Genomic DNA, 16750 nt, shown 5'->3' with positions numbered 1-16750 from the left:
GGCACCTCAGAATAATCGTCCTGGGCCGTGGGGAACTATGACAAGCATAAGCGATAAGAACGGGGCTGGGCATCCACTTCTGGAAGCAACCGGGCTCACCAAAATTTTCGGCTCTCTGAAAGCCTGCGACGGGATCGACCTGACAATCGGCACCGGAGAAATTCACGCCCTTCTGGGGGAAAACGGCGCTGGCAAATCCACGCTGGTCAAAATGCTGTTCGGCGCGCTGCAGCCGACTTCGGGTGAGATCGGCTGGAAGGGCAAAGCGGTTGCCGTCGCCAATCCGGCGATGGCAAGATCGCTCGGCATCGGCATGGTTTTCCAGCACTTTTCGCTTTTCGATGCCTTGACTGCCGCCGAAAACATCGCGCTGTCGCTCGACGAGAAAACCGACCTCAATACCATCGCCGCAAAGGCGCGGGACATCGGCCGGACCTATGGTCTGCCGGTTGATCCCGATGCGCTGGTCGGTGATCTCTCCGTGGGCGAACGCCAGCGTATCGAGATCATCCGCTGCCTGCTGCAAAATCCCGACCTGATCATTCTCGACGAACCGACATCGGTGCTGACGCCGCAGGAAGCCGACCTGTTGTTTGTCACGCTGGAGCGGTTGAAGTCGGAGGGAAAATCGATCCTCTATATCAGCCACAGGCTCGAGGAAGTACGGCGCCTGTGCGACCGGGCCACGGTGCTGCGCCACGGCAAGGTTGTCGGCCAGTGCGATCCGCGCCAGGAAACCGCAAGTTCTCTGGCACGCATGATGGTTGGCAGCGACATCCATGTCATAGAGCGCCGTCCGAACGCGGCGCCAGCAACCCAATCGGCACTGATTGAAGTCAATGGCCTGTCTCAGAAGCCGCGCGGCCCGTTTTCCGTGCCGCTGCATGATATCCGGCTGGCCGTCAATCCGGGTGAAATTCTTGGCATTGCCGGTGTCGCAGGCAACGGACAGGGCGAACTGTTCGAAGCGATATCCGGCGAAGTGCTGCAGGAACGGCCGGACATTGTCCGTATTCGCGGCAAAGACACCGGGCGATCCGGTATCTCCGCGCGCCGCAGGCTGGGCGCTGCCTTTGTGCCGGAGGAGCGTCTTGGGCATGGTGCGGTTCCCAATATGTCGCTGACCGACAATCTGCTGTTGTCGCGCTACGCTACCGATGGAAAAGTCTTTCTCGGCGGCGGCCTGCTGCGGCTGCTCCAGCAATCCAGCCTTGCCCTTGCGGCAAAGCGGATCGTCGCACAGATGGACGTTCGTAAAAGTGCGGAAAACCCAGATGCATCAGCGCTTTCCGGCGGAAACCTCCAGAAGTTTCTGATCGGGCGCGAGCTGGACCGCAATCCAGCCGTTCTGGTGGTCAACCAGCCGACCTGGGGCGTCGACGCAGGCGCTGCCGCCCATATCCGGCAGGCGCTCGTCGATCTAGCCCGCAGCGGTTCCGCCGTGATCGTGATCAGCCAGGATCTCGATGAACTTTTTGAAATCTCCGACCGGATTGCGGCCATGGTGCATGGGCGCCTGTCGCAATCGGTCCCGATTGAAGCGATGAACATGGAACGTGTCGGTTTGATGATGGGCGGTGCCGATGCCGCGTCGGCCCATGCAAGTGCAGGGGCGGCCTGATGCGTGTCGAATTGGTCAGACGTCCGCAACATTCAGCGCTGTTCAGTGCGCTGTCGCCGTTCATCGCCTTGTTCCTTACGCTGATTGCCGGCGCCATCCTGTTTGCGCTGCTCGGCAAGAACCCGGTTTCGGCGCTCTATTCCTATTTCGTTGAGCCGCTGACCGAGATCTGGTCCTGGCATGAGCTGCTGGTGAAGGCAGCACCGCTGATCCTGATCGCCGTGGGGCTGTCCGTCTGCTTCCTTTCCAACAACTGGAATATCGGCGCGGAGGGGCAATTGATCATGGGCGGGATCGCCGGATCGATACTGCCGGTGGTTTTTCCGGGTTTTCAGGGCTGGTATGTCCTGCCGATGATGCTGCTGCTGGGCATGGCAGGCGGGATGGCCTACGCGACCATTCCGGCGTTCCTCAAGGTGCGGTTCAACACCAACGAGATTCTGACGAGCCTGATGCTGGTCTATGTGGCGCAGTTGTTCCTCGACTGGATCGTGCGCGGCCCTTGGCGCAACCCGCAGGGTTTCAACTTCCCTGAAACGGTGCAGTTCAATTCCAGTGCCATCCTTCCCGAGATATGGGCTTCGTCGGGGCGGGCGCATTGGGGATTTGTTCTGGCGATTGTCGCCGCGCTCCTTGTCTGGTTCATGCTGTCGCGCACGCTGAACGGCTTTGAAATCAAGGTGCTGGGACGCAGCGCGCGGGCAGGGCGTTTTGCCGGCTTCAGTGCCGGGCGCCTGACATTCTTTGCGTTCCTCGTCTCCGGGGCGCTGGCTGGGCTGGCCGGGATTGCCGAGGTTTCCGGCGCTGTCGGCCAATTGCGCACGACGATTTCTCCCGGCTACGGCTTCACCGCCATCATCGTTGCCTTCCTTGGCCGCCTCAATCCGCTCGGCATCGTTGCCGCAGGGCTGGTTCTGGCGCTGTCTTATCTGGGCGGTGAAGCGGCACAGGTTTCGCTCGGCATTTCCGAGAAATCGGCGCGCATCTTCCAGGGCATCATCCTGTTCTTCGTGCTGGCGAGCGACACGCTCATTTATTACCGCATCCGCTTCGTCACCCGGCACAGCGACGCCGCAGCAAAGGGGGCATGACATGGGCATGTTCGAAGCCATTCTCCTGACGGTTGCCACAGCCGCAACGCCCTTGCTGATCGCTGCCATGGGCGAACTGGTCGTGGAACGCTCCGGCGTACTCAATCTCGGCGTCGAAGGCATGATGATCATGGGTGCTGTTGCCGGCTTCGGCGTTGCGCAGCTCACCGGATCGGCATGGCTCGGCATGTTCGCAGCCATTCTGGCCGGCGCTGCCTTTTCGCTGCTGTTCGGTTTCCTGACGTTGACGCTGTTGACCAATCAGGTGGCAACGGGACTGGCTTTGACGCTGCTGGGGCTGGGCGCTTCCGCCATGATCGGCGAAAGTTTTGTCGGGCTGCCCGGCGTGCGGATGCAGTCCCTGAATATTCCGGTGCTGACGGATTTGCCGGTCGTCGGGAAATTCCTGTTCGGACAGGATCCGATTTTCTATATGTCGATCCTTCTGACCATCGGCGTCACATGGTTCCTGTTCCGCACCCGTGCCGGCCTGACATTGCGCGCTGTCGGTGACAATCATACCTCGGCGCATGCGCTTGGCGTGCGGGTTATTCGGGTGCGTTATCTCGCCGTGATGTTCGGGGGCGCTTGCGCCGGGCTCGCCGGTGCGCAACTATCGCTCGTCTATGTGCCGCAATGGGTGGAAAACATGACGTCGGGCCGGGGATGGATCGCGCTTGCACTGGTGGTGTTCGCCTCGTGGCGGCCATGGCGGATTCTGGCGGGCGCCTACCTCTTCGGCGCGGTCACCATCGGCCAGCTGCACGCCCAGGCGCTTGGCATCGGCATACCCTCGCAGTTCATGTCGTCGCTGCCTTATCTGGCAACGATTATCGTGCTTGTTCTGATTTCGCGGAACAAGCGGCTGACCCTGATGAATACGCCGACATCCCTCGGCAAACCCTTCGTGCCCGACCGCTGAGCAGCCGGGCGAGAATAAAAGACAAGGCTTTTGGTTTAACAGAGAGGTGAACACGAATGAAAAAACTGCTTATGGCGCTGTCCATGGCTGCCAGCTTTGCCGTTGCGGGCGCGGCCCATGCCGAAGAGAAACTGAAGGTCGGCTTCATCTATATCGGACCGCCCGGTGATTTCGGCTGGACCTACCAGCACGATCAGGGCCGCAAGGAGATGGAAAAGGCGCTTGGCGACAAGGTCGAGACAACCTTCCTCGAAAGCGTGCCTGAGGGGGCGGATGCGGAGCGTTCGATCGAGCGTCTGGCGCGTGCCGGCAACAAGCTGATCTTCACGACCTCATTCGGCTACATGGATGCGACGATCAAGGTTGCGCAGAAGTTCCCGAATGTGAAGTTCGAACACGCGACCGGCTACAAGACGGCCGACAATGTTGCCGTGTACAATTCGCGCTTCTATGAAGGCCGCTACGTACAGGGTGTGATTGCCGCCAAGCTGTCCAAGGTTGGCGTTGCCGGCTATATCGGTTCATTCCCGATCCCCGAAGTGGTGCAGGGCATCAACTCCTTCATGCTGGGTGCGCAGTCGGTCAACCCGAACTTCAAGGTCAAGGTGATCTGGGCCAATGCCTGGTTCGATCCGGGCAAGGAAGCCGATGCGGCCAAGGCTCTGGTCGACCAGGGCGTCGATATCATCACCCAGCATACGGATTCGACCGCGCCGATGCAGGTTGCCGCGGAACGCAAGATCAAGGCATTCGGCCAGGCTTCCGACATGATCAAGTTCGGCCCGGAAACCCAGCTGACCGCCATCGTCGACAATTGGGGCCCTTACTACATCGAACGGGCCAAGGCCGTGATCGATGGCACATGGAAGACCCACAATGTTTTCCACGGCATGCATGAAAACCTCGTGGTCATGGCGCCCTACACCAACATGCCTGACGATGTGAAGAAGCTGGCCGAGGAAACCCAGGCCAAGATTACATCCGGTGCGCTGAAGCCCTTCACCGGTCCGGTCAAGAAGCAGGACGGCTCCGAATGGCTGAAGGCTGGTGAAACCGCCGACGACAAGACCATTCTCGGCATGAACTTCTACGTTGCCGGCGTGGACGACAAGCTGCCGAAATAAGGTTTGCCGCGATACAAAAGAAAAGGGCGCCCATGGGCGCCCTTTTTTGTGAATGCGATCGGCCGCTTATTCAGCGGAGTCGGCTGGCGCCGCATTGAGCTGACCATAATTCTCGACGCCGATGCGCTTGAGAAGGTCGAGCTGGGTCTCGAGGAAATCGATGTGGCCTTCCTCGTCCTTCAGAAGCTCGTCAAAGAGTTCCTTGGTGACGTAGTCGCCCACTTCCGCGCAGATCTCACGCGACTTCTTGTACGACTTCACAGCGTCATATTCGCCGGCCAGGTCGGCTTCCAGAACTTCCTTGATGTTCTGGCCGATGCGCAGGGCGCCGATGGACTGCAGGTTTGGATGGCCTTCAAGGAAGATGATGCGCTCGATGATCTTGTCAGCGTGCTGCATTTCCTCGATGGATTCGGCGCGCTCCTTCTTGGCGAGCAGCTTGTAACCCCAATCGTCCAGCAGGCGATAATGCAACCAATACTGGTTGACCGCTCCCAATTCGAGGAAAAGTGCCTCGTTAAGCCGCTCGATGACCTTTTTGTCGCCTTTCATGCCGTGAACTCCCGTATTCGTGACGCAATGCCCGCACACGATCGATAAACGAGACAGCATCAGAATCGTTTGAACCGTGGCGGAGGTGATATTCTTCCGTCACCTTTATGATGGTTTCAACGACGTTTGGGAAGCAGCCACAGCAGCGGCCACGCTTCTGCATGGCATGGTAGACTTTTGCCGGGACAATCAGTTGCCACGGGTCAGCATCGAGAAGTTCAGTGATAGTATTCTCGATTTCTTTCTGGGTGATGATATTGCAATGACATACGAGCATGTTGTCTAAGCGCCATATTCATAAGAATAAATACCCGCAAATCCTGACAGTTTTACGATGTCAGAACTTCTCCTGGTGACAGGATGGGTGGCGCTTTGCAGAAATTGGCCCGGAAACATTGTTCCGCAACCTGGAAATACTTTCGAACCAGACAAGGGTTCCTCCAATCGCAAGGGTTCAAGGCCCTAACATTAAAGGTCATGCGTTATTCGCGATACTGATCCTATAAGACTGGTTTGTCCGAATTCTGTCAAATGCCGGCCGCTGAATATGCCGTGATATCAATAGCTTGGAATAATTCTAAACTGGGAAAATAACATAACCAATTCAATCATATTTCGTCGATTTTGCCGTCCTGACCGGCAAAATGCATCGCCGGCTACGCATGTGTCAAAACGTCTCATTTGTCGCAAAAAGACTAAATCAGGCGCCCTCGACCACGGAAAACCCCTCGAATTGCGGGTGTCCGATGTAACTCGGCTTGGTATCGCCCGCATTGCGATGGGCTGCGCGGAAATGTTCGGACTGAGTCCATGCGGTGAAATCCGCCTGGGTCCGCCACACGGTGTGCGATGCATAGAGGGTGTAATTCTCTTCCTCGTTCCGGGCACCGCGCAGCAGGTGGAATTCGACAAAGCCGGGCACCGAGGACAGCCGGGAGTCGCGTGACTTCCACACGGTTTCAAACGCGTCTTCGGAGCCCGACTGAACCTTGAAACGATTCATGGCGATGTACATGGCGCAACTCCATTCATGCGGATTGTGGTTGGCGAGCGATCCCCGGGCCGGTCACCCCAAGAGAATTCTGTCAGCTCACCGTAGCGAGGCGGGGTGCCAGATTGTCGATGCCGAGGAGGGCGCGCACATCTCTCGTCTTGACGATATCATCGATGGAATACTGGGCGAGTACCTCGAAGAAGGCATTCAATGCCTTGCGCAGGGCTGCGTTCAGGCCGCAGCTGTCAATCAAGGGGCATTCCGCCGCATCGTTCTCAAAGCACTCTGCCATGGCAAAGTTTTCTTCGGTCACGCGCACCACGTCGAAAAGGGTGATGTCCTTGGCAGGCTTGCCGAGTTTCACGCCGCCATTGCGACCGCGCACGGTTTCAATGAAACCGTTTTCAACAAGCGGCTGCAGGATCTTGAACAGGAAAAGCTCGGAGACTGTGTAGGCGTGCGCAATTTCGGCGATCCGGCTCAGATTGCCATCATTGGCGGCACAATACATCAGAATACGAATGGCATAATTGGTCTGTCTGGTCAGTCGCATGGGAATATCTCTCTCAACCCGAAATCAGGTCATGCTATGGGAACAAGACGCTACTTTAGAATTATTCTTGATAAAGTAAATAATAATATGAACCTAAGTTTCATATTTTCCAATGGTGCGTTGGAAGGCCGGGTCAGGCGTGATCAGCGAACCAGAACGACGATCGATGCCGTAATGAAAGCAGCAGCCACAAGCAGCAGGAAACCATAGACACGCGGCTTGTCAAACAGGACGGCAAATCCGGCGGCCCAGACAACGATGGCAGCGGCCAATGCGTAGAGAAATCCGGCTTTATGGACCCAAGCAATATGGACGGCCATCAGGCCGCCAATGATAAGGGCACCGAATACGACCATCAACGCCAGTGCGTATTTCTCGAAATTGTCCATTCAGGCAGCTCGCTCTCAACACCCCATCCTGGAATCGAAGGGGCTCAGTCTCAATGTAAAACCTCATCCAACCCGATCAAGGCTGTATTCCTGTCTTTCATAGATGTTCCGTCCCACGGGTGCAACAGATGACACGCTAAAGTCTCGCCATAAGGTGCGGCTGATGCAAAAAGACAATAAAAAAGGCCGGGAATTCCCGACCTTTCCGAATTCGGCTCGACACCAGTGCCAGTACATCCGTGGTCAAAGACGGAGCCGAATTTCTGCAGCTGATGTAGGTGGCCGCATTGCCCATTTCAAGGGCAGGGGCATTTACCGGCGATAGGCGCTCAAACCAGCGAGCAGACCGATCCCGGCAATTGCTGAGATAACTGCAACCGTGATCAGGGGATTTTCCTTGGCCTTGTCTGCCACGACCTGTGCTTCATCACCGACGAACCGCGCGGCCTTGCGGCCATGCCGCCTGACCGAATGGTAGGTCGTGTTCGCCTGGTCGAGCAGATCATAACCCTGGTCGGACAGGGATTGGGTTATCCCTGAAAGCTCCTTGCGCAATGCAGCGATCTGGCTTTCCAGATCCTCTTCGGCTGCGTCACGGGCTTTGGATATATTCGTTGCCATTCCGGAATTCCTTTCATCGATACAGGGGGATAACGGTGGCGGCAGCATTTGGTTCCAGAACGCCCGCCCGGCAGACAGACAGGCGAGGCCTGTCAGTTCCAGCAGCCGTGCGATTGTCCATTGAGATTATGAGAATCGATGTCTATTCCGGCCGAGAAATCATTGCGGGCGAGGTAGACGGCTGTTTCCGGCTTGATGCGGATCTTGTTCCAGCCGGCACAACTGGTTGGACCGGACGCTTTCGAGGTCTCATCCATCCAGCGCATGGCACCGCAATTGCTGATGGTCAAAAGACAGGGCAAAAGCATGGCCAGTGCCAGTTTGTTTTTCACAGGAAACCTTCTTGTAGCCGCGGCAAGGACAGAGAATGAAAAAGTGCTGGAATTATTCATCGCATATTTCGATGCCCAACGACATTCGACGTTAGGCATAGCTCCTCAATCATCATTGCTGGCATTCAGTTCCATGGTGGTCATGCCATCGGCCGGCTTGGGGCTCAGCGACTTGGCCAGGATCAGCCGGCTGGATTTGAGCAATGGTGCATTGGCGGCACGCACTTTCGCCATGCGCGGATTGTTTTCGTGGGCGGTAACCGCCGCTTCATTGGCATAGAGTTCGTTGACCATGACCTTGTTGGCAATGGGGGTGCCGTCCCGCGCAATGGGCTTGATGACCTCGAACCGCAGGCAGCCCGGTTCCTCATCCAGTGTTTTGCGCGCATGCTCGCGAATGAGCGTGATGAATTCCTCTTCGCGACCCTCATGGGTCTCGAATTCTACGATAATTGTCAGTTCGGTCATGAAACTTCGCCTCCCGCGTTCATTCTGCCGTTTTATCAGCGGCCTCCTGACAAATCCAGACAGAAGCATAGCCAAGGCATTGTAAAGTCTGGATTTGGACGGGATGGAATGGCGGAAGGCTGCCTGCTATCGCCGCACGGTGGCGGAGACCAGGAGAATGGCACCGATCACGATTGTGACGAGACCAATATACAGCCAGCGCGTCTGGCCGACCATAAAACTGCCGCCGAGGATGCTCAGGCCCTGCAACGCCCAGACGGTGCCCATGATGATCAGAAGCAAGGCGACAATCGTCAGAACGATTTTCATAGCGGTCATCCTTACAAGCAAAACCCCTGCCTAAACGGAAGGGGTTTCACGGGTTGAGGCTTGATTTGGCTCTAACAAACTGGACTCTGGATAAAAATATCACGCATCGTTTCAGTGCGGCGCAGGCTCAAGGTACCGCTACACTCAACTTGGCAAAAGTTTAACATAGCCAGCTTTCATTTCAAAGAAAGAATGGCCGGAGCTCAGTTCACTTTTGCTTTCAGGCGGGCGATCTCTTCTTCCATTTCCCGGATGCGCTCCTCCAAGGCATTGATTGCCTTGAAGACGGCAATCCCCATGCTCTTGAAATCACCGCGATGGATTGCAGTCTCGATGGCTTGCTTGGCGCTATCAATGGACATTGCTTCCTCCGTTTCGATTGTGTGAACCGCAATGCTAAAGAAAAAAGCCCAATCCTCAAGGGGTATGAGGATTGGGCTGTGTTGGCTTGTGGGGGAAAGCCAAGACTGGTTGGGGTTACCAGTACCCACACAATGCGTCAGCGAAGGATTGGTTCCACGCGGAGCGAAAAATATTCCGGTTCCTGCTGGCGCTTTCAATCGTCAACAAGTTCAAGGCTCGGATAATCCGTATAGCCCTTGGCGTCGGTGGTATAGAACGTCGATTTGTCGGCCGCATTGAGCGTGGCATCGATACGCCAGCGCTGCGGAAGATCCGGATTGGCGATGTAGGCTTCGCCAAAGGCAACCAGATCGGCGCCGCCATTGGCCAGCACGGCTTCCGCGTGTTCGCGCCTGTAGCCGCCTGCGACGATCAGCGGACCATGAAATGCCGCCCGGATGGCAGGCGCAGCATCGGCTTGTCCATCGGGCACAACGGCCGGTGCCACAATGTGCAGATAGGCAAGGCCAAGAGGCTGGAGCAGGGCGGCTATCGCGGCAAAATGCGCAACGGGATCGCTGTCGCTCATGCCCTGAAAGGGATTGGTCGGCGAGAGCCGAACGCCGATGCGGCCCGCCGGCCAAAACGCCTTCGCCGCCTCGATGATTTCACGCAGGAAGCGGAAGCGGTTTTCCACCGAACCGCCATAGCCGTCGGCGCGGACATTGCTGCCATCGCGCAGAAACTGATCGACGAGATAACCATTGGCACCGTGAATTTCGATGCCGTCAAACCCGGCATTTTTTGCACGCGCCGCAGCATCGGCGAATTCACCGACAATCCCGGCGATGTCATCGGGAGAGAGCGCCTGCGGTTCGACATAGGGTTCGGGGCCGTTCGCCGTATAGATTTTTCCGGCAGCCGCCAGGGCTGAAGGACCGACGGGCCAACGGCCATCCCGCAATTGCGAGGGAAGGGCGGCTCTGCCCATATGCGACAGCTGGACAAAAATCCGCCCGCCCGCTGCGTGCACAGCGTCTGTTACCAGGCGCCAGCCGGCTTGCTGCGCGTCGTTGTAAAGGCCCGGGCGGGTTGGCACCTCGACGCTGCTGTGCGGATCGATTTCCGTCGACTCCGTGATGACAAGCCCGGCGCTGGCGCGCTGCGCATAATAGAGAGCATTGAGGTTGCCCGGTATTTTCCCGTGCTGCGCGCGGTGGCGCGTCATCGGGGCCATGACGATCCGGCTTGGCAGCGTGAGATCACCGATTGTCAGCGAAGAGAACAGGGAAGCCATGGGGATCGTCCGCTCATCTGGATCATGCGGGAAGGTATGGGGATAATCGCCTGAACGGCATCCCGATCTTGGATCATGCCGGCAGGAGATTAAACAACGCGGCCAGATGGAATGCAAAGGCAACGGCGAAAATTACTGCGACAGTCATGCGGTCTCTGTTTTTGAAGAGGCGCCGGAATGCCTGAGCTGGCGCAACGCGGGTGGTCGTGTAGTCAGTGGACGCCATCAGATTCGTTCTCTCCATGCGGGTGGTGCCAATCATCGGGCATTCGATAGACGATTAACACGATAGAGATTACTATTTTGATGGCCTCCTGGGTATGATTTTGTCTCAAAATGCCAATGACTGGAAATAAGTTCTCCTCTCCGTCTGTTTTCGTCATTCGCGGACAAAATGGCAGTGCTGCCTGCGCGGTGGCTTGGCGCCGGTTCCGGGGACTCACGACTGAGCCATTCCGGCGCGCGTAGCACCATCAATCCCCAGCTCTCCGGTCGTCATTGCAGACGTTTTAGATTTGGTTTCTCGAAATAGCCAAAAAACGCAAAACAAAATTGCCGAATGGTCGCAGGTTGAGCAAAGCACAATCTGGTTTGTCGCTATACGTATGTGCTGCAATGCAGGGGTGAATGGCCGTCCGATCGAACGACCCGCCTGCCAGAGTGATCCCCAGGGTGATCCCCAAGATGATCCAATGAATGAGGAAAAAATGTCCGTCTTTCAGACCGGGGCGCGCGCCGCCCAGCATGAATTGACCGTGGAAGCTGACTTGTTCAAGGATTCCATGCGCCACCTTGCGGGTGCCGTGAGCGTTGTCACCGTCGGACGCGGCAACGACCGCACGGGGTTTACCGCTACGTCTGTTTCATCCCTGGCCATTGACCCGCCCTCGGTGATTGTCAGTCTCAACCGGGATTCGTCATCCTGGCCGGTCCTGCAGCGCCATGGCAGTTTCTGCGTGAATGTTCTGGCGCATGACCAGCGGCACGTGGCTGACAGCTTTGCGGGGCGTGGCGGGCGCAAGGGGATAGACCGTTATCTGGACGCGGAATGGCAGGAACTCGCCACGGGAACCCTGGCGCTGAAGAATGCCCTGACAGTGCTTGACTGCGAGCTCGACGATGCCATCGAACGGCATTCGCACGGCATTCTCATCGGCCGGGTGCGTGCTGTCACGTTACGCCGGAATGCCGAACCGCTGCTCTACTGGCATGGTGCATACCGGCACATCACCCAGCCGGTCGAGTGATCAGTCAGGTGACAATGGCGGCAATCGAGCAGCCCACGAGGACTATCGTGGCCAGGAGAATCAAGCCGTACAGTTTGGGCTGATTGAAAACGACAGCAAAGCCCAGAAAAAACCCGGTGCAGGACGCGCCGAGTGCAAACAGAAATGCCGGCTGGTCGTTGCTTGTGATCGAAAACGCCATCAATCCGGCAAGAACCAGCACGCCAAATGCTATGAAGATCCAGGTTGCAAAAGTTTCGTAGCGATCCATAGGTCCTGACCTTCGCGGTGCATGCGGTCTTGTCATGGCAGATTACATCGAAATATGGACACGCAGTCAAACATCATCCGCCTAACGCAATTTATGGGGTATAGCGCCGGACAGTGACGGTTCCGTGTCCTTTCGCTCCCCCGATGCTGTTCCAATCAGCCAGACCCCGATCAGAATCAGTGTGCTGCCGATAATCTGCAGCGGCGTGATGTCCTCCTGGAAGATCAGCCAGCTGGTCGCCAGGATCATCACATAGCTGATACCGGTCAGGGGAAATGCCTTGCTCAGGTCGAGCTGGGCCAGCGCTTGCAGCCAGAAAACGAAGCAGATGACTTCGGCGGCAATGGCTGCAAGCATCCAGGGCGACGTGGCGGCGTGGATCAGCCAGGCCATATTAAAGCCAAGCCCGGTCATCTGTTCCGCCGCAAGCTTGATGAAAACCTGAAACAGGGTGTTGAAGAGGGGAATGGCAAACCAGACGAGATTGATCGGCTTCATGCGCTGTCCTTCAGCGTTTCATCCGCAGCGAAGAGCGGCGAAGCCAGTCGCAATGCCCATTGAACGACCGGATTGCGGTGCTTGAAATACATGGTGTTGCGCGTGAGCTGGCTGCCGAGACGAATCTTGTTCTCGTAATAGGCCTGCCCGCTCTGATACCGGGTCATCCCATGTTCCAGGCAATGGCGCAGATTGGTGAACCAGCTCAGGTAGTACAGGTTGTAGGCGCGGCCTTCGGCGCTGTTCATGCAGAAGAACTTGTCGATCAGCGTGTTGCCGTCATGCACGAGCAGATTGGCGGCCAGGAGCTGGTCACCGGCATAGTAGAAGGTGCAGAACGACCGTCCCTGCATGCGGCGCAGGACGCCGTCGAAATAATCTGCGGTCAGTTCTTCAAACTGCCATTCACTGCGGTTGCGGGTGTCATGGTAGAGCGCCATGACCTGCGGCAGCATCGTTCCGAAGTCGGATCGGTTTTCAATCCGGATCTTTTCGAATGACTTCATCTTCCGGCGCATATCCTTGCGGGTGCCGGAGGAAAGACGCGCCATATAGGTTTCGATGGAGTCAAAATTGATGTCGAGCCAGGCCGTCGGCAACCCCGGAATGCCCGCGAAGGCACGGTCGGAGAAGACAGCACCAAAGGCCGCCGTGGTTGGCTCCGGTACATCCTTGATACCGATCAGCGAACAGCCATTCGCCTTGGCGTATTGCTCAAATCCAGACAAGACCAGCGAAAACAGCTCGGCCTTGCGTTGGTCCGGCAGATCGGGATGAAAGCCCGTGACGCCATTCTCGGTGCATGGAGAGCCAAGACAGGCGAGCTTCAGCGTCAGGAAGCGCGAATAGGTTTGCCGTATGCGGCGCAGAAACTGGCGCAGGCGGCCTTCTTCCAATGTCGTATCCAGCTGATAATCGGTCAGGAACGCCGGCATGGCCGCCAGCAGCCGCCCGTTCTCGACGACCGTGACATAGCGGAAGGCAAAACCGGCGATGCCGGCTTCCTCGATGGCGAGCAGGCAGTCATAATCCTCGACTTCCCCGGCAAAGCACATGTTCCATGCTTCGTGGCCGATATCGCGGATGGAATCGAACACGCGCGTCTGCGCCACCGCCGGGATTGCCGGCGATGCGGCCGTCTGAGGCAGGAACTGATCATGCATAGGCTGGTGCATTGTTTGCCTCGAAGAATTCCGCCGTGTAGTCACCGACCTTTTGACGCTGCCGGTCCACGTGGATCATATGGTAGCTGTCTTCGATCCATTTCAGCTGATGCGGCCCGCCAATATGGCGGCTGATGTAGCGCGCATGTTTCGGGCTGCTCAGATCGTCTTCCGTCGCATGCAGGATCAGTGTTGGTGTCTGCATCTGCGGCAGGGTCTTTTTCAGCTCTTTGCCCAGACGGTACATCTCGACGATGCCCTTGCCGGGGAATTTGTCGATGACGCCTTCCGCTTCCATGCTTTCCATCATGCGGCGGATGCGTTCATCCTTGATACCGAGCGCCGATGTTTCGCTGAAATTGAGCCGGGCAACGGAGGGGATATACGACAGAAGCTCGATGAACGGCGACAGCAGCCAGTAATAGTGCGGCACGTTCCAGCCGTCATAATGGAAGCAGGGCGAATAGATCGCCACCGCCTTGATGCTGTTCGGATTGCGGTGTGCCGCCATCATCGACAATTTGCCGCCGATGCAGATACCGGCCGCAAATGTTTCATTGTTGTAGGGCGCGAATTTTTCCGTCGCTTCCTCGACGCTGTGCAGCCAGTCCTGCCAGCGCGTTTGCGTCAAGGTCGCCATGTCAACGCCATGCCCCGCCAGAAGCGGAGCATAGACGCTGTATCCCTTGCGATTCAGCTGTCGCGCCAGCATTTTCATTTCTGCCGGGGCACCCGTCAGTCCATGAACAAGCAATACACCTTTGCCATTCGAGCCTTCGAGGAAATAGCTCAATCCATCAGACATCTGCATCGATCATATCCGGGTTTCTGTTTTCCTTGGCCATGAAGCCCAGCGCATGGCAGGTGCTGATGACGTGGACGCCAGCCTTGTCCTGGTCTTCCTTGATCTTCTCGTGGAAGGTGCGCAGTTCGGTCCAATGGGTCTTCGGACGATAGTGGTGCTCGGCATGGTAGCCGTTGCCGAACCACAGCCAGTTGTAGAAGCGGTTATGGCTGCTGACGCCCCAGGCGATGGGTTCTTCCGGATCGCCGTTGAGGTGCTCGTAATAGCCGTTGAGCGAGGAGAGGCAATTCCCCAGATAGTAGAAGGGAACGAAGAACAGCATTGCCTTCCAGTCATAGAGGAAGCCGATCGCCGCCAGACCCAGGAAGGCATAGAGTTCGAAACGGCCCCATTTGGCGTCAAACGGGCGGTTCTTCGAGATGGCCTTGTGAATGTCGCCGAGGCTGTCGCGGAAGAAGCTCAGGAACGTATAGCTCCAAACATTTTCCGGCTCGCCATTCTTGCCATGGCGATAAATCGACAGCCAGTCGATGGTTTCACCCTTTTCGTTCGGACGGTCGCTGTTGCCCGAGTGATGGCGCATGTGAATCCAATGATAATAGGTCTGCGAGAAACCGATCGTGATCGATTCGAGCAGGCTGAAGGCATAATTCATCGCACGCGGCTTGAAGTAGGGCGTGTGGATGAAGTTGTGCGAAATGCTGTTGATGTTCCACGAGATCGATACTGCATAGAACCCGCCGAGAACGAGCGACAGCCACAGTGGGCGGCTTTCGAAGCCGACAACCAGATAGATATTGAAGAGAAGGTGAGCGATGGCTGCCAGAACAGGCGCGATATCCCACCTTGTATGAGCGAAGAGTTTCATAATCCTGTTGCTCCTACACAAGCCACACCGGCTGTGATGAACAGCACACCGGCTGCGTGGCGAAGGTTGATTTGTTCTTTGAATATCCATGCTCCGGCGAGCACGATGACGACATAGCTCAAGGCCATGAGCGGAAAGGCAATCGACAGCGGCACGTGTTCGAGCACGATCGTCCAGCCGACCAGTTCGAGAGCCCAGAAGAGGACGCCGAGCCAGGTCATGGGTTTGACCAGGGCTGCGGACAGCGTTTCGTTGTCGGCGGAATGTTTGAAGCAGACTTCCCGTGCAGTCTCCGTCAGCACGCAGAACGCGATCAGGGCCAGCATGGCAGGGGTGAGGGTGCCGGTCATCCCATGGCCTCCGACAGAACTTCCAGCAATGCATGGTTGGCAGCACTGTTGATATTGGTTGTGAGCACCGGGTCGGGCGTCGTGTGCGGCTGGTCGATGAAGATTTCCGCACGCTTGGTGAAGCGCGTCCACAAGTTCCCGGCATAGGACGGCGTCGAATAGTCACCGGTCACGTCGGCACCGATAATCCGGTGACGCTTGCTGATCTCGGTGATGAGAGACAGCACATAGGGCAGACGCATGTTTCCCTGGTCCCAATTGGTGATGGCATCATCGTGCACCAGCACATCCTTGTCGATGGTGAGGTACACCGCCTCGGTCTTGATGCGCGACAACAGCTGACCGATGAAATTGTCTTCACCGATCTCCGCGATTGTCTTCCAGCTCAAGACACCGTTTTTCTGCTCATAGCTGGCACCACTGCCATAGTTCTTGCGCACCCGGCTTGGCGCATGGCTGTAGGGATAAAGTTCCAGCTGTCCCTGCTGCAGCAGGGACAGGTTGGCACCCTTGCGTTCGGGATTGGTCAGATCGTCGCTGCACACACCGATTGTCACGATCTTTTCAAGGCCGGGATGCTGCAGGGCGCGGTTGATCCACGAGCCGCAGTGCATTCCGTTGCCGAAATGCACCCAGTCCGGATGATTGTCGAAGTGAATGAGCGTTGCCGGGCCCGGATTGTTTTCAAGGGCGGCCGCGACCAGCAGGGCGCTGACATGGTGGAAATCGCCCGATCCCATGAAACACAGATGCGGCTGCTTCTGATCGCCAGCCATTTGCCGGGAAAGACAGCCGTCGAGGGCATCGATGGCCGTCTGGTGGCCCCACAGACGAACCATCAGGCCATGGTCTTCCGCGTGGATCTGGCGCGCGCCGGTTCGCATACAGGCGCGCACGAAGTCGGGTTGCAACTCCAGCGCATCATCAAGGTGAAGAAGGAGGAGTTGCATCCGA

The 16750-nt window shown here is 57.1% G+C and carries 24 protein-coding genes; 5 read left to right on the top strand and 19 right to left on the bottom strand.

The features are described 5' to 3' along the window. Positions 1 to 37: 37 nt before the first annotated feature. From AC1Q5O_RS05975 to AC1Q5O_RS05960, 4 genes are read left to right on the top strand one after another with little or no spacing between them, the layout of a single operon-like run. Entirely contained in the window at positions 38 to 1621 is a 1584-nt protein-coding gene (locus AC1Q5O_RS05975; RefSeq protein WP_492562126.1) for an ABC transporter ATP-binding protein, read from the top strand. Then, positions 1621 to 2712, top strand: coding sequence for an ABC transporter permease (locus AC1Q5O_RS05970; RefSeq protein ID WP_492562125.1), 1092 nt, complete (start codon positions 1621 to 1623; stop codon positions 2710 to 2712). The genes AC1Q5O_RS05975 and AC1Q5O_RS05970 overlap by 1 nt, the downstream gene beginning before the upstream one ends. 1 nt (position 2713) lies before the next feature. Continuing rightward, the gene (locus tag AC1Q5O_RS05965; RefSeq protein WP_492562124.1) at positions 2714 to 3634 is read left to right on the top strand and encodes an ABC transporter permease; all 921 of its coding nucleotides are present in this window, start codon (positions 2714 to 2716) and stop codon (positions 3632 to 3634) included. A 56-nt stretch (positions 3635 to 3690) separates the two neighbouring features. Next, positions 3691 to 4758: a BMP family ABC transporter substrate-binding protein gene (locus AC1Q5O_RS05960; protein ID WP_472461130.1), complete on the top strand. Its 1068-nt coding sequence runs from the start codon at positions 3691 to 3693 to the stop codon at positions 4756 to 4758. Positions 4759 to 4824: 66 nt separating this feature from the next. On the opposite strand, the gene bfr is transcribed toward AC1Q5O_RS05960, so the two are convergent. The 12 genes from bfr to AC1Q5O_RS05900 all read right to left on the bottom strand — a co-directional run bounded on the left by bfr (position 4825) and on the right by AC1Q5O_RS05900 (position 10877). Further along, positions 4825 to 5310 carry a bacterioferritin gene (gene bfr / locus AC1Q5O_RS05955; protein ID WP_346307026.1) on the bottom strand — a complete coding sequence of 162 codons (486 nt, stop codon included), beginning with the start codon at positions 5308 to 5310 and terminating at the stop codon, positions 4825 to 4827. Beyond that, entirely contained in the window at positions 5276 to 5587 is a 312-nt protein-coding gene (locus AC1Q5O_RS05950; RefSeq protein WP_223613323.1) for a (2Fe-2S)-binding protein, read from the bottom strand. Before AC1Q5O_RS05950 ends, bfr begins: the two co-directional genes overlap by 35 nt. A 423-nt stretch (positions 5588 to 6010) precedes the next feature. Then, the gene (hmuQ, locus tag AC1Q5O_RS05945; protein WP_288191552.1) at positions 6011 to 6325 is read right to left on the bottom strand and encodes a heme-degrading protein HmuQ; all 315 of its coding nucleotides are present in this window, start codon (positions 6323 to 6325) and stop codon (positions 6011 to 6013) included. A 70-nt stretch (positions 6326 to 6395) separates the two neighbouring features. After that, complete coding sequence (gene rirA / locus AC1Q5O_RS05940; protein WP_492562123.1) at positions 6396 to 6857, bottom strand: iron-responsive transcriptional regulator RirA; 462 nt, start codon at positions 6855 to 6857, stop codon at positions 6396 to 6398. 143 nt (positions 6858 to 7000) lie between these two features. Continuing rightward, entirely contained in the window at positions 7001 to 7246 is a 246-nt protein-coding gene (locus AC1Q5O_RS05935) for a hypothetical protein (RefSeq protein WP_105732755.1), read from the bottom strand. 312 nt (positions 7247 to 7558) lie between these two features. Continuing rightward, positions 7559 to 7867 carry a hypothetical protein gene (locus tag AC1Q5O_RS05930; protein WP_492562122.1) on the bottom strand — a complete coding sequence of 103 codons (309 nt, stop codon included), beginning with the start codon at positions 7865 to 7867 and terminating at the stop codon, positions 7559 to 7561. 92 nt (positions 7868 to 7959) lie between these two features. Beyond that, entirely contained in the window at positions 7960 to 8298 is a 339-nt protein-coding gene (locus AC1Q5O_RS05925; protein WP_492562121.1) for a hypothetical protein, read from the bottom strand. A 6-nt stretch (positions 8299 to 8304) separates the two neighbouring features. After that, positions 8305 to 8667, bottom strand: coding sequence for a putative quinol monooxygenase (locus tag AC1Q5O_RS05920; RefSeq protein WP_463012992.1), 363 nt, complete (start codon positions 8665 to 8667; stop codon positions 8305 to 8307). 126 nt (positions 8668 to 8793) lie between these two features. After that, a complete protein-coding gene (locus AC1Q5O_RS05915; RefSeq protein ID WP_464660449.1) occupies positions 8794 to 8976 on the bottom strand; it encodes a hypothetical protein in 183 nt (60 codons plus the stop codon). A 203-nt stretch (positions 8977 to 9179) separates the two neighbouring features. After that, on the bottom strand, positions 9180 to 9338 hold the full coding sequence (locus tag AC1Q5O_RS05910; RefSeq protein ID WP_464660447.1) for a hypothetical protein: 159 nt from the start codon (positions 9336 to 9338) through the stop codon (positions 9180 to 9182). Between the two features lie 194 nt (positions 9339 to 9532). Beyond that, entirely contained in the window at positions 9533 to 10615 is a 1083-nt protein-coding gene (locus tag AC1Q5O_RS05905) for an alkene reductase (RefSeq protein WP_492562120.1), read from the bottom strand. A 73-nt stretch (positions 10616 to 10688) separates the two neighbouring features. Beyond that, complete coding sequence (locus tag AC1Q5O_RS05900) at positions 10689 to 10877, bottom strand: hypothetical protein (protein ID WP_492562119.1); 189 nt, start codon at positions 10875 to 10877, stop codon at positions 10689 to 10691. Between the two features lie 445 nt (positions 10878 to 11322). Here AC1Q5O_RS05900 and AC1Q5O_RS05895 point away from each other — a divergent pair, with 445 nt between their 5' ends. Further along, positions 11323 to 11862: a flavin reductase family protein gene (locus AC1Q5O_RS05895; protein WP_223613334.1), complete on the top strand. Its 540-nt coding sequence runs from the start codon at positions 11323 to 11325 to the stop codon at positions 11860 to 11862. Positions 11863 to 11866: 4 nt separating this feature from the next. Here the strand turns inward: AC1Q5O_RS05895 and AC1Q5O_RS05890 are convergent, their stop codons facing one another. From AC1Q5O_RS05890 to AC1Q5O_RS05860, 7 genes are all read right to left on the bottom strand, one after another. After that, a complete protein-coding gene (locus AC1Q5O_RS05890; protein ID WP_223613335.1) occupies positions 11867 to 12112 on the bottom strand; it encodes a hypothetical protein in 246 nt (81 codons plus the stop codon). Positions 12113 to 12193: 81 nt separating this feature from the next. Continuing rightward, the gene (locus tag AC1Q5O_RS05885) at positions 12194 to 12610 is read right to left on the bottom strand and encodes an EamA family transporter (protein ID WP_346307033.1); all 417 of its coding nucleotides are present in this window, start codon (positions 12608 to 12610) and stop codon (positions 12194 to 12196) included. Continuing rightward, positions 12607 to 13785, bottom strand: a complete 1179-nt coding sequence (locus tag AC1Q5O_RS05880) for a GNAT family N-acetyltransferase (RefSeq protein WP_492562118.1) — start codon at positions 13783 to 13785, stop codon at positions 12607 to 12609. Before AC1Q5O_RS05880 ends, AC1Q5O_RS05885 begins: the two co-directional genes overlap by 4 nt. After that, complete coding sequence (locus AC1Q5O_RS05875) at positions 13766 to 14584, bottom strand: alpha/beta hydrolase (protein ID WP_472461134.1); 819 nt, start codon at positions 14582 to 14584, stop codon at positions 13766 to 13768. Before AC1Q5O_RS05875 ends, AC1Q5O_RS05880 begins: the two co-directional genes overlap by 20 nt. Continuing rightward, complete coding sequence (locus tag AC1Q5O_RS05870) at positions 14571 to 15446, bottom strand: fatty acid desaturase family protein (protein WP_464660439.1); 876 nt, start codon at positions 15444 to 15446, stop codon at positions 14571 to 14573. Before AC1Q5O_RS05870 ends, AC1Q5O_RS05875 begins: the two co-directional genes overlap by 14 nt. Next, a complete protein-coding gene (locus AC1Q5O_RS05865; protein WP_464660438.1) occupies positions 15443 to 15796 on the bottom strand; it encodes a DMT family transporter in 354 nt (117 codons plus the stop codon). Before AC1Q5O_RS05865 ends, AC1Q5O_RS05870 begins: the two co-directional genes overlap by 4 nt. Further along, a complete protein-coding gene (locus tag AC1Q5O_RS05860) occupies positions 15793 to 16746 on the bottom strand; it encodes an arginase family protein (protein WP_492562117.1) in 954 nt (317 codons plus the stop codon). Before AC1Q5O_RS05860 ends, AC1Q5O_RS05865 begins: the two co-directional genes overlap by 4 nt. Between the last annotated feature and the right edge of the window lie 4 nt (positions 16747 to 16750).

The organism is Phyllobacterium sp. MT110, from assembly GCF_058792715.1.
The sequence above is the reverse complement of the archived record's forward strand: the minus strand, read 5'-3'. Positions and strand labels throughout refer to the sequence as shown.

Coding starts and splice junctions, on each gene's coding strand:
- AC1Q5O_RS05975 (WP_492562126.1), top strand. CDS start 38: ATGACAAGCATAAGCGATAAGAACGGGGCTGGGCATCCACTTCTGGAA.
- AC1Q5O_RS05970 (WP_492562125.1), top strand. CDS start 1,621: ATGCGTGTCGAATTGGTCAGACGTCCGCAACATTCAGCGCTGTTCAGT.
- AC1Q5O_RS05965 (WP_492562124.1), top strand. CDS start 2,714: ATGGGCATGTTCGAAGCCATTCTCCTGACGGTTGCCACAGCCGCAACG.
- AC1Q5O_RS05960 (WP_472461130.1), top strand. CDS start 3,691: ATGAAAAAACTGCTTATGGCGCTGTCCATGGCTGCCAGCTTTGCCGTT.
- bfr (WP_346307026.1), bottom strand. CDS start 5,310: ATGAAAGGCGACAAAAAGGTCATCGAGCGGCTTAACGAGGCACTTTTC.
- AC1Q5O_RS05950 (WP_223613323.1), bottom strand. CDS start 5,587: ATGCTCGTATGTCATTGCAATATCATCACCCAGAAAGAAATCGAGAAT.
- hmuQ (WP_288191552.1), bottom strand. CDS start 6,325: ATGTACATCGCCATGAATCGTTTCAAGGTTCAGTCGGGCTCCGAAGAC.
- rirA (WP_492562123.1), bottom strand. CDS start 6,857: ATGCGACTGACCAGACAGACCAATTATGCCATTCGTATTCTGATGTAT.
- AC1Q5O_RS05935 (WP_105732755.1), bottom strand. CDS start 7,246: ATGGACAATTTCGAGAAATACGCACTGGCGTTGATGGTCGTATTCGGT.
- AC1Q5O_RS05930 (WP_492562122.1), bottom strand. CDS start 7,867: ATGGCAACGAATATATCCAAAGCCCGTGACGCAGCCGAAGAGGATCTG.
- AC1Q5O_RS05925 (WP_492562121.1), bottom strand. CDS start 8,298: ATGCCTAACGTCGAATGTCGTTGGGCATCGAAATATGCGATGAATAAT.
- AC1Q5O_RS05920 (WP_463012992.1), bottom strand. CDS start 8,667: ATGACCGAACTGACAATTATCGTAGAATTCGAGACCCATGAGGGTCGC.
- AC1Q5O_RS05915 (WP_464660449.1), bottom strand. CDS start 8,976: ATGAAAATCGTTCTGACGATTGTCGCCTTGCTTCTGATCATCATGGGC.
- AC1Q5O_RS05910 (WP_464660447.1), bottom strand. CDS start 9,338: ATGTCCATTGATAGCGCCAAGCAAGCCATCGAGACTGCAATCCATCGC.
- AC1Q5O_RS05905 (WP_492562120.1), bottom strand. CDS start 10,615: ATGGCTTCCCTGTTCTCTTCGCTGACAATCGGTGATCTCACGCTGCCA.
- AC1Q5O_RS05900 (WP_492562119.1), bottom strand. CDS start 10,877: ATGATTGGCACCACCCGCATGGAGAGAACGAATCTGATGGCGTCCACT.
- AC1Q5O_RS05895 (WP_223613334.1), top strand. CDS start 11,323: ATGTCCGTCTTTCAGACCGGGGCGCGCGCCGCCCAGCATGAATTGACC.
- AC1Q5O_RS05890 (WP_223613335.1), bottom strand. CDS start 12,112: ATGGATCGCTACGAAACTTTTGCAACCTGGATCTTCATAGCATTTGGC.
- AC1Q5O_RS05885 (WP_346307033.1), bottom strand. CDS start 12,610: ATGAAGCCGATCAATCTCGTCTGGTTTGCCATTCCCCTCTTCAACACC.
- AC1Q5O_RS05880 (WP_492562118.1), bottom strand. CDS start 13,785: ATGCACCAGCCTATGCATGATCAGTTCCTGCCTCAGACGGCCGCATCG.
- AC1Q5O_RS05875 (WP_472461134.1), bottom strand. CDS start 14,584: ATGCAGATGTCTGATGGATTGAGCTATTTCCTCGAAGGCTCGAATGGC.
- AC1Q5O_RS05870 (WP_464660439.1), bottom strand. CDS start 15,446: ATGAAACTCTTCGCTCATACAAGGTGGGATATCGCGCCTGTTCTGGCA.
- AC1Q5O_RS05865 (WP_464660438.1), bottom strand. CDS start 15,796: ATGACCGGCACCCTCACCCCTGCCATGCTGGCCCTGATCGCGTTCTGC.
- AC1Q5O_RS05860 (WP_492562117.1), bottom strand. CDS start 16,746: ATGCAACTCCTCCTTCTTCACCTTGATGATGCGCTGGAGTTGCAACCC.